The sequence below is a fragment of the Kitasatospora sp. NBC_00458 genome, from assembly GCF_036013975.1.
In the GTDB taxonomy this organism is placed as follows: Bacteria; Actinomycetota; Actinomycetes; order Streptomycetales; family Streptomycetaceae; genus Kitasatospora.
The window spans coordinates 1,640,555-1,654,348 of sequence record NZ_CP107904.1; the positions used below are offsets into that span (position 1 = coordinate 1,640,555).

Consider the following 13,794-nt stretch of genomic DNA (forward strand, 5'->3'; position numbering starts at 1 on the left):
GCCCCCCCACGCCGGGTCAGGAGCCGGAGCCGGGGTTCGGGTTGACCGCGAACGCCTCGAACGCGCGGAACTCACCGACACCGGTCCAGACGTTCCCGCCGTAGCTCCAGCCGAGCCAGCCGCTGCCGCTCAGGGACGCCCTGATCCCCATGGGACCGCTGTCCGTCCGGAACTCGATGGCCTGGACGGCCACGTAGTGACCGGGGATGCCGACCTGGAGGTACTTGCCGTCGTCGGCGCAGGACCAGCCCTCCCAGTTGGTGCCGCCGGCCATGAACACGCGGGCGCAGAGACCGAACCAGCTGCCGGTGACGAACCTCAGCGCGCCGATGGTCTGGCCCTGGCCGACGGAACCCGCGACGGCCCCGTTGCAGACCGCGTTCTGCCACCCGAGGCCGATGACATCGGCCTGGTAGCAGATGGTGCGGCCGTACGCCAGCGTCTGGTCCGCGCCGCCGCGCCCGGCGTCCACCACCCCGCCCTTCACCGCCCCGGCGGGCGCGGCGCCGACGAGGGACAGGCCGATCGCCAGGGCGGCCGCAGCCAGTGCCTTACCCGGTGACTTGCGCATGGGCGTTCCCCTCCAAGGGGGTTGGGATGGGTCGGATGACCCGGACAGTCCGACCGTGCACCCGCAATGGTCTACACCAATCTCCACCCGGTCAATACAAGAGGTTCACAATGACCCCACGAGGACGGGGACTTGGCGGACATTGCGCAATTCGAACGGTCCGCATCCCTCGCCGCAGGAGGGTCCGCCCGGGTCAGCCGCCGGGATCCTATGAATCGGTCCAGCGAATCGGGTGACCGGAGGGATCCGTGGTGAGCCAGGATCCGTCTCCCAGGGGCTCGACGTCGTACGGGTCCTCCGAGGGAGCGTCGAACTCGGCTCGGACCTGGCCCGACGGCACATCGACGCGGTAGCGGCGGAACCACTCCTGCTCGTCCTCGGTTTCGCCGATGAGGGTGACGATGACGGTGTCCTGGGTCAGGTAGCCGCCGCTCCATTCCACGCAGATCTCGTCCGGGTCGTGTCCGAAGGCGTCGACGGTGAGGGCACACGCCACCTCGCCGCCGGGATAGGTGTGGATGGCGATGTCGGTCTGCCCGTGGTCGACGGTCATGAACTGGTGCCCATCAGGCGACAGGGCGATGAGGCACCGGTCACCCCAGGGATAGTCGATGAGCTCCATCCGCGCCCCCGTCAGCGACGCACGGTAGATGACCGAACCGTCCTGCCCTTCACCCACATTGAGCAGGACCTGATCGCTCGCCGGGTGCAGCAGTTGCCGGCAACCGTGCCCGACGGTCTGCAGATCCGCCTGGGCGATGAGCGCTCCGGTCCCGGCGTCCAGGGCGACCCATTGGTCGGGGCGGTTGCGCCCCGCCATGGCGTCAGGCCGGTAGACCCACACCACACGTCCGTCCGACGACAGCATGCAGCCGGGCCGGCTTCCAAATCGCCGGTCCGACCGCGGTTCGAACGGTGACCGCCAGACTTCGGCCCCGTCTGCCGACACGCAGACGAGTGCATCGACGGTCGCGTAGTAGGCGAGCTGAAGACCGGGGGACACTGCGTGGTCGACGACGTCGTCGTCGGGAGACGGCCGAAAGGACATGACGGGCGACAGCACGCCACTGGCACCGGCAGCCAGGTCGTAGGCACAGATGCGTCCGTCGACGAGCCGTGTGATGAACCGCATGGGGCGGGGGGATCGAGCCATGCCCCGGAGGTTAGCGCCCAGGCGGTTCTTCATTGCCGGCAGCCCTGGAGGCTCCAGCCGTGGAAAGGGGATCACCCCGCCTGCAGACCGAACAGGAGGTCTTCCGGCAAGCGCAGGCGCGGGAAGCCGGCGCCGCAGGGAAGGAGCAGGAACGACCCCGCACCGACGAGGGCCCCCGCCGGTTCAGCTCGGCGGGGGCCCGGATCGGCCCGGCGGCAGCGCCGCCGGTCAATCGTCGATCAGTACCGGTCGGCCGGGGGTCGGCCGGGGCGGGCGGGCGGTGGAATGGACGTCACTTACCGCACCAGCCCGGGCCCTTGCCCCACCAGTCGCCGGAGTTGTAGTCCCGGCCGCCGTAGTAGATACACTGCCCGGGCGCGTAGAGGTAGGCCGTGGCGTAGTAGCTGAAGTCCCGGAATTCCTCCTGCCGCCCGCTGCCGTCGCCGAAGGTCAGGTAGGCGCCGGTCGGGGTCGGAGTACCGACCCTGGAGTTCTTGATGGTGGCGACGCAGTTCTTGCCGGTCGCGCTGCTGTACGTCAGGTAGACCGTCGAGGTGCCACCCGGCAGGTTGAAGGAATCCTTCGTGGCGTAGCTCGACCCGCAGGCCGTCTGCGGGGTGTAGGCGGTGACGGCCGCGTCGGCGGTCGCGGGGACCGCCAGCAGAATCGAACCGGCCGCCACCGCGAGCGCGGCCATGCGCGCGGAATTCCTACCGAACATCCTGACTCCTTCGTACGGCTCGTACTCCTGGCAACTGACGTGCCAGACCATGACAACAGCCGAACCCCGCAATCGCCGGTCGCCGTTTGCGCGTTGTCCGGAACCGGATCGAGGACGGTCCGATTCCGCCCCGGAATTGTCGGCGAATACCGGAAGTGGAACCGGAACCGCCCGACCCGGCATTTTCGCGATTTCCTGGAATCGCCGAGAATTTCCGAAACAACCCACCCCAGGGGATTTCACCGGAATGAGGTGCGGGCATATTCCTCCGGCCTCTGCACCGGCTCGCCGCCCGGCGCCGCCTCCGGCCCAGGCTCCGGGTCGGGGGTCGGGGTCGGGGTCGGGGGTCGGACCGGGCTGGGCCGGGCTCCGGGCGGCGGGCTCGCTGCCAGACTGTCCGGATGGGTACCCCCGAAGCACGGCCGCCCGGGCACCGGATGTCGTTCGACGCCGCCGCCGACACCTACCGGCGCGGGCGGCCGCCGTACCCGGACGCGGTGTTCGAACTGCTGGCGGCCCGCTGCGGGCTGCGACCCGGCACCCGGGTCCTCGACATCGGCGCCGGCACCGGCCTGGCGACCGGGCCGCTCCTGGCGGCCGGCGCCCACGTGGTCGCGGTCGAGCCGGGCGAGCACCTGGCGGCGATCCTCACCGCCGAACTCGCCTGCGACCGGCTGGAGGTGGTGATCGGCGAATTCGAGACCGCCGACCTCGGCGCCGCCGGCGCGGGCGGCTTCGACCTGGCCGTCGCGGCGACCTCGCTGCACTGGCTGGACCCGGTCGTCTCGACCAGGAGACTCGGCGAACTGGTCCGGCCGGGCGGTCGGGTGGCCGCGTGGTGGACCGAGTTCGGCGACACCCGCCGTCCCACACCGTTCCGCGACCGGCTGGACGAGGTGTACCACGACCTGCTGCCCGCCGAACCCGGCTACCGCGACAGCCGCCCGCGCGCGCTCGACACCGACCGGTGGCGGCGGCAGTTGACCGCCGGCGGCTGGTTCGGCGAGGTGGCCGTCGACGTCGTCGAGTGGCACCAGACGCTGACGCCGCGGACGGCACGGGATCTCTGGTCGACGTTCCCGAACATCGCCGAACTCGCCCCGCCGGCCCGCGAGGAGTTCCTGACCCGGCTCGCCGCGCTCGTCGAGGACCAGGGCGGACGGGTCGAGGACCCGCGACTGACCGTGCTCCACACCACCACCCGCACCACCACCCGCACCACCGTCTGAGCGGCCGCCCGAGCGGTCCCGCGGTCGGGTCCCGCCGGGGGCGCCACCGGGGATCCCGCCGCCCGCGAAACAGTAGCCATGGACATAGTAGCCATGTACTCTATTTTCATGAGCAAGGGTTCACCGGGCCCCACGCCCGGCTTCCTGGTATGGCGGCTCGCCAACAAATGGCGCGTCGCGGTCGATCGCGCGGTGGCCCCGCTGGGCCTCACCCACGCGCAGTACGTCGTGGTGGCCTCACTGCACGGCATGCAGCGCACCGGCGAGCAGCCCAGTCAGCGCCGACTCGCCGACCACACCGGCCTGGAGGCGCTGTACGTCTCGAAGCTGGCACGCGCCCTGGAGTCGGCCGGGCTGATCGAGCGCACCCGCGACCCCCGCGACCCCCGCGCCGTCCGACTCGCCCTCACCGAACAGGGCGCGGCCGTGACGGGGCAGGCGATCGCGGTCGTCCAGGAACTGCTCCAGCAGCTGCTGGAGCCGCTCGGCGGCCGGGACGCCGAACGGACGCGCGCGTTCACCGACGAGCTGAGGACCCTGCTCGACACACCTCTCGCTCCATTCCCACCGGACGACACGAGCACCCAGGGGACATCACCATGACCACCGCCGCCACCAGCGCCACCGCCTCCACCACCGCCTCCACCACTGCCGCGCCCGCCGCCGACGCCCGCATGCTCGGCCTGGCCCACTACGCCGCCCGCGGCGTCCTGGAGCACGTGCTCGCGCGGCACGGCGTCACGTTCCAGCAGCAGATCGCCCTGCGCGCCGCCGTCACCGCGGACGGACCGCGGACGGCGGACGACCTCACCGCCCAGGTCCGGGCCTCCCTCAAGGCCGCTCCGGCCGACGTCCGCGCCACCCTCGACGAGCTGGTGGCCGGACGACTGCTGGTCTCGGACGGCGCCCACCTCCGCCCCACCGACGCGGGGCGCGAACTTCTCGCCACCGTCGCCGGGGAGACCGCCCCCGTCAGCGCCCGCATCTGGGGCGGGATACCCGCCGAGGACCTGGCCGCCGCCGGCCGCGTCCTCGCACTGGTCACCGAGCGGGCCGACGCGGAACTCGCGGCGCTGACGGCCTGATGACCGATCAGGCGGATCGGGAACAGAAGCTGTTGCGGATCACAGCTGCTCGCGGCGCCCGGCACGACCGGAGTCCGGCCGGCAGTCCGGGGACGGCCGACGGTATGGGGACGGCCGACGGCCTCCGCGGTCAGCGGCAGATCCAGTAGCTGTCGCGGGCCGGGTGCCGGCGCCGCTCACCGGACGGCCGGGCGACCACGACCTCGCCGTCTTCGTACGAGATCCGGTCACCCGCCGCGACGAACACCGGCTCGTCCAGTCCGACCCGGAAGTCGGAGTGGAGCAGGAACTCGCTGACCAGCAGCATCCGCGACACCGGGGTGACGCCGTCGAGATTCACGCGCATGCGCCGAGCATCCCGGAGGGAGCGGTGCCGCCGCTACGGGTTTTCGGGGCGCCCCGACCGCCTGTGGACGGGCGGGCCGTGGCACGCCCCGGACGGACGAGGGCGCCGGGCCGGTCTCGGGCTCAGGGGTCGGCGGGGTGGTCGGACCGCCGGAGGGCGAAGGCCGCCTCGGCGGTGCGGCAGAGGGTTTCCACGGCCTGGCGCAGCGAGCGCCAGGAGGCGAGGCCGACGAGGATCCCGGCGGCGGCCGAGGGCCACCACCAGAGGCCGACGGCGGTGAAGGCGACACTCCACACCAGGGCCTCGCAGGCGGCGTCGTAGGCGTCCCGGGCCGCGCCCAGCGCCTCCCTGGACGGGTCGGGGGCGCCGAGGAGGAGGCCCGTCCAGGCCTCGGCGACGTCCTCGCCGGTCGTCGCGCGGATGCGCTCCTCCGCCGCCCGCAGCCGGTCGCCCGACCAGGTGGGGCCGGCGGGAGCGGACGGGTTCGCGCGGGCGCGGCGGGCGTCGAGCCGGGCCGCGCGCAGTTCGTGCCCGGCCGCGCGGGCCCGCACGGCCTCCCTGGCGATCCGCTCGGGCGGTGCCCAGCGCCGTGCCCGCCGACGGGTCAGCCGCCGCCCCAGCGGCGTCAGCCACCAGGGCCAGGCGCCCGAGGCCAGCGCGCCGACCGCCCCGGCGGCGAAGGGCACCAGGAGGGCGGCCGCCACCGCGGCCACCGCGAGGAGGGCGAGCACCGCCGCGCTGTCGGGCGTCAGGCCGTCGCCGAACCGCAGCACCCCGGCGGTCGTCTCGCGGGCGAGGCCGACGTCCGACCAGTGGCGCCACCCGAGCCGCCCGCCGAGGGCGGCGACGACCACGAGGAGCGCGGCCGGCAGCAGCCGTCGCAGGAACCACCCGTCGGGGATGCGTTTCTGGAGTTCGAGGAGCAGTCCCATGCGCGTCTCAGTCCACCCGCCGCAGGGGTCCGCCGCTCAGCGCGCAGAGCCGGGCGCCGGACGCGTCCCCGGGCGGGGCGGCGGCGTCGTCCGGCAGGTCGACCCGGGCGCACCGGCCCGTGGGGCAGATCCAGCCCACCGAGCGCGGCACCGGCCCGCCCGGCCAGTCGCCGACGGCGCCCATCGTGGTGCGCAGCCCGATCCCGCCGGGGATCCCGGCGTCCTCGGCCGCCTCGTGGAGGTCCCGTACGGCGTCGCGCCACGCGCCGGTGGCCGGGTCGCCGTCCCGGACGCGGGCGAAGGGCGCGTCCCAGTGCGCCGGGCCGACCAGCTCGCGCAGCGCCTCGGCGTTGCGGCACAGGTACTCGACGGCGTCCTCGAAGAGCCGCCGCTCCTTGCCCCCTGATCCCATGACCGCTCCTCCCGGTCCCCGCCGCCGGTCCCACCGGCCGTTCCCGCCGATGCACCGCGTGCCGACGATACGCCAGGATAGTCTGTTCGGGTGACGGACCTTCACGAGCGGGTGCAGGCACGGTTGTTGGCGGCTCACAGTGCTCGTGACAGCGCGCCGTTGCGGGCGCCCGGGGCGGCGGACGAGGCGTTCGCACTCCTGGCCGAGGCCGCACCCTCTCCGGAGGGGCTCGTCGACCTCGACATGGTCCTCGCGGTCTTCTGGACGTTCTTCCTCCGGCACGAGGGCCCCGACGACCCGGAAGCCGCCGCCAACGTGCTCCTCATCGGCGCCACCTTCGGCTTCCTGCAGCCGCGCGTCCCCGCGCACGTGGTGCTCCCGCCGCAGCTCGGGGAGTCGTTCGACCCCGCCGACCCGCTCCACGACGCGCGTTTCGCCCACCTCGCCGGCGCGGCCCACGCCGAGCTGCTCGAAGCGCCCGACACCACCGGGCCGGACCGGCTGACGGCGCTGGGGAGCGCGCTCGCCTGGTCCGCGCACGCCCGGAGCCTGCTCCCGCAGGGCCCGGACAGCGACGTGGAGCTGAGCCTGCAGGCGCTCAGGTTCGAACTGGCGCGCTTCCAGCTCGCCGCCGACCCGGACGCGCTGGCCGCCGCGGCCCACCACGGCCGGGTGGCGAGCGAGGTGCTGTCCGCCGTCTCCCCCGCCGACCTGGACGAGGCCGCCGCCGGGGCGGCCGCGCTAGCCCTGGGGACGGTCCTCGACGCGGCCCGGATGCTCGGCGATCCCCCGTTCGCCGAGGTCGACCGGCTGATCGCGGCCGCCCCGGCCGGCACCGTCCCGCCGGAGGCCCTGCAGACCCTGCACATGGTGCGCGCCCTGGAGGCCGACTCGACGGCCTGGCCGGGGCAGTTCGAGATGCGGATCGGCCTGACCCTCGCCGACGCCGGCGTCCGGGAGCACGACGCGGCCCGGATCGCCTGCGCCGTGCGGCGGCTGGACGCGGCCCTCGCCGCCACCCCGGCCGGGCACCCCGCGCATCCCGTCATCGCCGCCGCCCTGGCCGAGGCGCAGCGGGCGCTCGTCCGGGAGCGTGCCGACGGGGGCGGCGGCACCGACGGCGGTGGCGGGGGTGACGGCGGTGACGGGAGCGGGGTGACCGGAGCGACCGGTCCGGACCCGGCGGTCGATCCGGACGCGGCGGCCGACCTCGTCGAACGTCTGAGGGAACTGAACGAGCACCTGGGAGCGCCGCCCGACATCGAACTGGAGGTCCTCGCCCTCACCACCACGTTCGACGGCTTCACGGTCTCCGACGAGCAGATCACCCGGTTCCGCGCCGCGCTCGCGGTGGTCCCGGCGGAGGAGCCGCGGCGCTACGCCTACGTCGCCGTGCTGGCCTCCCTCGCCGGTGTGCGGGCCGACGACCTGCGCGGATCCGACCCGGCCCGGGCCGCCCGGCTGGAGGCCGAGGCCCGGGCGCTGGCCAGGGAGGCGGTCGCCTCCGCCCCGCCCGGCCTCTCACTGAGCGGCCTGCTGAGCGGGGGCCACTTCCACGCGGCCCTGGCCCTCGCCGCGGTCACCGCGGTCGCAGGCGACCCGGACGGCGGCTTCGAGGACCCGGAGACGGCCCGGATGGCCACCCTGCTGGCCCGGTTCGGCAGCCTGGGCCTCGACGCACCCGACCGGCCCGGCGTCGAGGGCACGGACGGTGCGGGCGCGGGTGGTGCGGGGAACGACAGGCTCGACGACCGGCAGATCGAGGCACTCCGCGGGATCCTGGCCGACCTCCCCGAGGAGGAGACGGACCTGCGGAGCTACATCGCCGCGATCCTCGGCATCGCCCTGTCGGCCGAGGCCACCGACTCCCGGGACATCGGCGCGTTCGACGAGGTGGTGACGCTGCTCCGCTACGCCCGCACACACAGCCCCGAGAACTCCGCGGGCATCGACGACATCCTGGCCCGGGCACTCACCTTCCTCTCGGCCTTCCGCCTCGACCCGGAGGCCGCGCGCGAGGCCGCCGCGGTCCTCGCCGAGGCGGCGGCCGGCCCCGCGGACCCGCTGCTGCCCACCGGTCCCGAGCAGGAGGTCCTGTCCGCCCACACCGAACTCCACAGCGCCCTGCAGAACTACGTGCTCGGCCACGACCCCGACCAGCTGCTCCGGGCCCGCCAGGTGGCCCTGCGCCTCCGGGAACTCGGCGCCGGGGCCGACGGCCGGGGGGCGGACCCGCGCCTCGGGCTCGACCTGATGGGCGACGACTACCTCAACCTGCTCGACGCCATCGGCCCGGGCGGCGGGCCCGTCAGGGTCATCACCGACGAGCACCTCGAACGGTGCCGGGCGACGTTCGCCGCCTGCCCGCCCGGCCACCCCCGCCGGCCGAGCACCGCGATGACGCTCGCCAACATCCTCGTCCAGCGGGTCCTGAAGATCCGGGTCGACGACCCCGAGGAGGCACGGCGCCTCATCGACGAGGCCGGGCGCGTCGTCGACGCCGTCGCACCGGAGACCCCCGCGGGCTGGGGCGAGCTGATGCGTCACTCCCTCACCGTCGCCACCGACGCCCTGAACGGCACCCCGATGCGCTCCATCGACCTTACGACCGCGCCGGGCGACCCCGGGGAGGAGCCCACCGACCCCGTCGAGGCCCTGGCGCGACGGGTGATGAGCAGCCTGCTGGGCGACTCCGCCGCACCGGTCGCGGACCTCTTCACCGCCTCGGCGTGGATGCGGGCGCACCGGGAGATCGGGAACGCGGCCGGTGCCCTGCGGCGGTCGGGGCCGGGCGTCGCGGCGGCCCTCGGGCACCTCGAAGCGGCCGTCGAACTGCTGCCGCAGGTCACCGACCGGGGCAGTGACCAGCGGTCCGCCGAGCACGGGCTGGTGTCGTTCGACGGGGACCTGCGGGGCATCGCCGAGCTGCTCCTCATGACGATCACCGTCCGCGAGGTGCGCGCGCGACTGGCGGGGCTCGGCGTCGGCCGGGAGGAAGGGGGAGCGGAGGAAGGGACGGAAGACGGAGCGGAGGAGAACGGGACGGGGACGGGCACGAGGACCGGGACCGGCACGGGGACGGGGGCGGAGGTCTCGGCGGGGGCGTTCCACGCCTCCGGCATCGGCATCGTGCGCGGCCCGGACGTCGACCGGACCGTCGAACTGCTGGAACGCGGCCGCGGGCTGCTGCTGTCCCGGCGGATCGAGGCCCGCGCCGACCTCGGCGCACTCCGGGCCGCCCACCCGGCGCAGGCGCACGAGTTCGAACGCCTCACCGAGCTGCTCGCCGACCCGGCCGCCACCGCGACCGGCGCCGTCCCCGAGCGGACCAGGCTCGCCGGGCTCCACGCCTCGCGCGACCTCGACGAACTGATCGGCCGGATCCGCGCCCTGCCGGGGTTCCACGACTTCCTCCGCCCCCTCGACGGCGACCGGCTGCGCGCCCTCGCCGCCGACGGGCCGGTCGTCCTGCTCAACCAGGGCCCGCACTACTGCCACGCCCTGGTGGTCACCGGCCGGTCGATCACCTCACTGCCCCTCGCCCCCGGGACCGCCGAACTCGCCGACGCGGCCCAGCGGCTGAGCGCGGCCGTCGACGCCATCAACGGCCAGGGCGCCGCCCGGCCCTCCCCCGCCGCCCTGGTCGCCGCCGGGGCCACCGCCCGCCACACCCTGTCCTGGACCTGGCACCGGATCGTCCGCCCCGTCCTCGACCTCCTGGGGGCCGCCGGGCCCGTGCCCGGCTCCGGGGGTCCCTGGCCGCGGATCTGGTGGATCCCCACCGGGGCCTTCCACGCCCTGCCGCTGCACGCCGCCGAGTGCACCCTGCCCGACTGCGGCGAGGGCGGCTGCGGTGCGGCGCTCGACGCCGTCGTGTCCTCGTACGTCCCGGGGTTCCAGACCCTGGCCCACGCGCGCTCCAGGGCCGCCCACCGGGAGACCGGCGACCGGGCCGCCGACGGCACCGCCGCGCTGATGGTCGCCGCACCCGAGGACGACATGCCCGGCGTCGCGGCAGCGGCCCACTACGCCGCCGGACTGCTCCGGGCCCCCGCACCGCTGATCGGTGCCTCGGCGACCCGCGACGCCGTGCTCCGCGCGCTCGGCGGCACCCCCTGGGTGCACTTCGGCTGCCACGCGGCCACCGACCCGGACGAACCGTCGGGCGCCCTGCTCCACCTGCCCAGCGGCGAGCGGCTCTCCGTCCTGGAGATCTGCCGGGCCCGGCCGCGGGCCGCACGGCTCGCCTTCCTCACGGCCTGCGGCACGGCGCGCACACCGGACCGGCTCAGCGACGAGGCCATCCACATCACCAGCGCCTTCCTGGTCGCCGGCTTCCCCGAGGCGGTCGGCACCCTCTGGGAGATCGACAGCACCCACGCCGACGCGGTCACCCGCGCGTTCTACCGCCGGGTGACCGACGGGGACGGCGCGGCGAGTGCGCTCGCCCTGCACCACACCGTCCGCGAACTCCGCGCCCGGATACCCGGCCGCCCGCACGTCTGGGCCGCCTACGTCCACGCGGGCGCCTGACCCCGGCCGGGGCCCTCAGCAGTGGTCCTCGCCGTAGCGCAGGCGGCGGCCCGGCCCGGCGCGGAACCCATGGGCCGGGTGACGTCCGAGGGAGGGATCGCCGCCGGGCCCCGCGTACGCGTTCCCGATCGGTGCCCGGAGTGCCGGGCGGTCGCCGTCCACCGTGGCACGGGGGCCGATCCCGCCCGTGTCGCCCCGGATGAGGGGCGGCGTGGCAGCGTCCCTGACGAGTCGGCGGACGGCGCGCAGGTCCAGTCGCCTGCGGTGCAGGACCCCGCGCGTCCCCGCGTCGTCCGGCAGTGCCACGACTCCTTCGAGGCTGTCGGGGTCGGCGGTGACGTGCTCCATGGGGCGGGTCTGCACGGCGGGGCACCCCCGTCACCGGCCAGGGCCCCGGCGGGTCAGTCGCCCGGGACGCCGGGGAGGCCCGGGACGCCGGGGAGGCCGGGGGTGAAGCCGTCGAGCGCGCGGGAGCAGGGGCAGGTGCGCTCGGCCGGGAGGGCTTCGAGGGCCTTGAAGAGGACGGTGCGCAACCGGTCGACGTTGCGGGAGAAGACCTCCAGCACCTCGGCGTGGGTCACCCCGGCGCCGCTCTCCACGCCTGCGTCCAGGTCGGTGACCAGGTTCAGGGAGGTGTAGCAGAGGGCGAGTTCACGGGCCAGGACGGCCTCCGGGTGGCCGGTCATGCCGACCGCGGACCAGCCGTTGGCGGTGAACCAGCGGGACTCGGCGCGGGTGGAGAAGCGCGGCCCCTCGATCACCACGAGGGTGCCGCCGTCCACCGGCTCCCAGGCGGCGGCGCGGGCCGCCGACAGGACGGCGCCGCGGCCGGCCGGGCAGTACGGGTCCGCCATCGGGGCGTGCACCACGCCCGGGACGGAGCCGTCGGGGAGCGGGACGCCGTCGTAGAAGGTCTGCTCCCGGCCCGAGGTGCGGTCGACGAACTGGTCCGGCACGATCAGGGTGCCCGGCCCGTACTCGGGGCGCAGGCCGCCGACCGCGCAGGGGCCGAGCACCTGGCGGACGCCCAGGGAGTGCAGGGCCCAGAGGTTCGCCCGGTAGTCGATGCGGTGCGGCGGGATGTCGTGCCCGCGCCCGTGCCTGGGCAGGAAGGCCACCCGCCGCCCGGCGACCTCGCCGACGAACAGGGAGTCGCTGGGCGGCCCGTACGGCGTCGTGACGGTGACCTCGGTGACGTCGTCGAGCAACGCGTACAGGCCGGAGCCGCCGATCACGCCGAGTTCCGCGTGCGGGGCCGGGGCGGATGCCTGCGGGGCCGGGGCGGACGTGCGCGGGGCCGGGGCGGATGCGGGCCGGGGCGTCGGCATGCGGGCACCTCTCATAGGGTGGTCGGTCCTGCTCCGACCACCCTACGAGGACTGTGGGGCCGCGGCGGGGGATGCCGTCCGGCGGCCGGGCCCGCCCTGCGGGCGGGTCGGCGGCGGGCACGGCTCCGCGCCGTCAGCGGGGTGCGCCGCCCGCGGTCAACTCGGCCACGGCGTAGGGCCGGTGTCCGAGCATCGGAACGCGCAGCACGGCTGCGGCGATGCGCTGGGCGGGGCCGATCCGCTCCATGACCGGGTGCTCGGCGACGGCCTTCCAGCCCGGCGAGGCCGCGGCGAGCCCGGCGGCGCCGCGCGCACCCGAGCGGAACCGGGCTCCGGTGGCCCGGGAGATCGGGTGGAGGCCGCTGCGGGCCACCCAGGGGTGGAAGAAGTCGGCCAGCAGGCCGGTGCCGGGCCCGAGTCTCCGGTGGACGTCGGCGAGGAAGCCGGACACCTCGGCGTCGGAGAGGTACATGAGCACGCCCTCCGCGACCACCAGGGCCGGGCCCTCCTCGCCCGCCAGGGCCTCGGTCCAGTCCGGGTCGGTGATCGACGCCGCGTGCAGCCGGACGGCGCTGTCCGGCAGCAGCCGCCGCCGCAGTTCGGCGACCTCCGGCACGTCGACGCCGATCCACCGCACGCCCTCGGACACGGCGTCCGCGAGGCGGGCGTCCCGGGTGCAGAGGCCGATGCCGACGGAGACGACGGCGCCGTCGGGGTGGAGCCGGGCGAACCTGCGCACCAGGGCGTCGAAGACGATCGCGCGGTGGATCGCGCCGACGGCGTTGGAGCGGTCGGTCAGCACCTCCTCGGCCCGGAACCCGGTCCGTTCGAGCACGGCGGCCGCCAGCGGGTCCCGGAAGTCGGTGCCGGGGAGCAGCCGGTCGGCGTGCGCGCGACCGTAGAGCGGGGTGAGCAGCGTACTGGCCACGCCCGAAAGGCCGTGCGCCGGAGAGTCCTTGGGCATGAAGGTTAGCCTTACCTAAGTTTGGTGTCCGGTCAAGGGGCGCTTTCTCGGCGGCGGTCCGTCAACTCCCCTTCGAGGACGAGGGCGAGGGCGAAGACGAGGGCGAGGGCGCGGCGGCCGGTTCGCCGCCGCGCCGTGTCGTGCCGCGCCGTGCCGAGCTCAGAGGAGGTGGTCGAGGAGCCGCCCGAGGAGCCGGTCGGCGAGGGCACGGGCGGCACCGGCGGCGGCGCCCTTCGCCGCCTCGGCCCCGAGGCCGCGCCCGGCGGTCGGCCCGGGGGCGGAGGTCCGGTCGGGAGCGGGAGCCCGCCCGGGAGCGGAGGCCTGCTCGGTGGCGGTGGGCGCGGCGCCCGGCTCAGGGGCGGCGGCGTGCTTGCGGGACATCGGGTCCTCCCCGGTCTGGATGTCGTGGATGCGGTCGGCCGGCCGGCTTGAGCAGCAACGATTCCGGGCGGAGCGGCAGGCGGACGGAATCACGGACGGTCCCGGACCGTCCCGGATCCGCCCGCCGTCCGCGCCGGTG

At 75.2% G+C, this 13,794-nt stretch carries 14 protein-coding genes; 4 read left to right on the forward strand and 10 right to left on the reverse strand.

All coding sequences use genetic code 11. The features are described 5' to 3' along the window. Positions 1-16: 16 nt before the first annotated feature. From OG550_RS05835 to OG550_RS05845, 3 genes are all read right to left on the reverse strand, one after another. Positions 17-571 (reverse strand): hypothetical protein, encoded by a 555-nt coding sequence (locus tag OG550_RS05835; protein WP_327675245.1) that lies wholly within the window; start codon positions 569-571, stop codon positions 17-19. 208 nt (positions 572-779) lie between these two features. Continuing rightward, positions 780-1,724, reverse strand: a complete 945-nt coding sequence (locus OG550_RS05840) for a hypothetical protein (RefSeq protein ID WP_327675247.1) — start codon at positions 1,722-1,724, stop codon at positions 780-782. Positions 1,725-2,016: 292 nt separating this feature from the next. Beyond that, entirely contained in the window at positions 2,017-2,445 is a 429-nt protein-coding gene (locus OG550_RS05845; protein ID WP_327675249.1) for a spore-associated protein, read from the reverse strand. Positions 2,446-2,846: 401 nt separating this feature from the next. On the opposite strand from OG550_RS05845, the gene OG550_RS05850 reads away from it, so the two are divergent. The 3 genes from OG550_RS05850 to OG550_RS05860 all read left to right on the forward strand — a co-directional run bounded on the left by OG550_RS05850 (position 2,847) and on the right by OG550_RS05860 (position 4,759). Next, on the forward strand, positions 2,847-3,674 hold the full coding sequence (locus tag OG550_RS05850; protein ID WP_327675251.1) for a class I SAM-dependent methyltransferase: 828 nt from the start codon (positions 2,847-2,849) through the stop codon (positions 3,672-3,674). Between the two features lie 108 nt (positions 3,675-3,782). Next, the gene (locus OG550_RS05855) at positions 3,783-4,277 is read left to right on the forward strand and encodes a MarR family winged helix-turn-helix transcriptional regulator (protein WP_327675253.1); all 495 of its coding nucleotides are present in this window, start codon (positions 3,783-3,785) and stop codon (positions 4,275-4,277) included. Next, a complete protein-coding gene (locus OG550_RS05860) occupies positions 4,274-4,759 on the forward strand; it encodes a MarR family transcriptional regulator (protein WP_327675255.1) in 486 nt (161 codons plus the stop codon). The genes OG550_RS05855 and OG550_RS05860 overlap by 4 nt, the downstream gene beginning before the upstream one ends. A gap of 130 nt (positions 4,760-4,889) precedes the next feature. Here the strand turns inward: OG550_RS05860 and OG550_RS05865 are convergent, their stop codons facing one another. The 3 genes from OG550_RS05865 to OG550_RS05875 form a co-directional block, all read right to left on the reverse strand. Next, the gene (locus tag OG550_RS05865; RefSeq protein ID WP_327675257.1) at positions 4,890-5,105 is read right to left on the reverse strand and encodes a hypothetical protein; all 216 of its coding nucleotides are present in this window, start codon (positions 5,103-5,105) and stop codon (positions 4,890-4,892) included. 122 nt (positions 5,106-5,227) lie between these two features. Next, positions 5,228-6,037 (reverse strand): hypothetical protein, encoded by an 810-nt coding sequence (locus tag OG550_RS05870; protein ID WP_327675259.1) that lies wholly within the window; start codon positions 6,035-6,037, stop codon positions 5,228-5,230. Positions 6,038-6,044: 7 nt separating this feature from the next. After that, on the reverse strand, positions 6,045-6,449 hold the full coding sequence (locus OG550_RS05875) for a hypothetical protein (RefSeq protein ID WP_327675261.1): 405 nt from the start codon (positions 6,447-6,449) through the stop codon (positions 6,045-6,047). Positions 6,450-6,539: 90 nt separating this feature from the next. Here OG550_RS05875 and OG550_RS05880 point away from each other — a divergent pair, with 90 nt between their 5' ends. Next, on the forward strand, positions 6,540-10,982 hold the full coding sequence (locus OG550_RS05880; protein WP_327675264.1) for a CHAT domain-containing protein: 4,443 nt from the start codon (positions 6,540-6,542) through the stop codon (positions 10,980-10,982). A 15-nt stretch (positions 10,983-10,997) separates the two neighbouring features. Here OG550_RS05880 and OG550_RS05885 read toward each other — a convergent pair whose 3' ends face one another. The 4 genes from OG550_RS05885 to OG550_RS05900 form a co-directional block, all read right to left on the reverse strand. Further along, the gene (locus tag OG550_RS05885; RefSeq protein ID WP_327675266.1) at positions 10,998-11,345 is read right to left on the reverse strand and encodes a hypothetical protein; all 348 of its coding nucleotides are present in this window, start codon (positions 11,343-11,345) and stop codon (positions 10,998-11,000) included. A 38-nt stretch (positions 11,346-11,383) separates the two neighbouring features. After that, positions 11,384-12,310 (reverse strand): S-methyl-5'-thioadenosine phosphorylase, encoded by a 927-nt coding sequence (locus tag OG550_RS05890; RefSeq protein ID WP_327675268.1) that lies wholly within the window; start codon positions 12,308-12,310, stop codon positions 11,384-11,386. A 133-nt stretch (positions 12,311-12,443) separates the two neighbouring features. Beyond that, a complete protein-coding gene (locus OG550_RS05895; protein WP_327675270.1) occupies positions 12,444-13,274 on the reverse strand; it encodes a class I SAM-dependent methyltransferase in 831 nt (276 codons plus the stop codon). 159 nt (positions 13,275-13,433) lie between these two features. After that, complete coding sequence (locus OG550_RS05900) at positions 13,434-13,655, reverse strand: hypothetical protein (RefSeq protein WP_327675272.1); 222 nt, start codon at positions 13,653-13,655, stop codon at positions 13,434-13,436. Positions 13,656-13,794 lie beyond the last annotated feature (139 nt).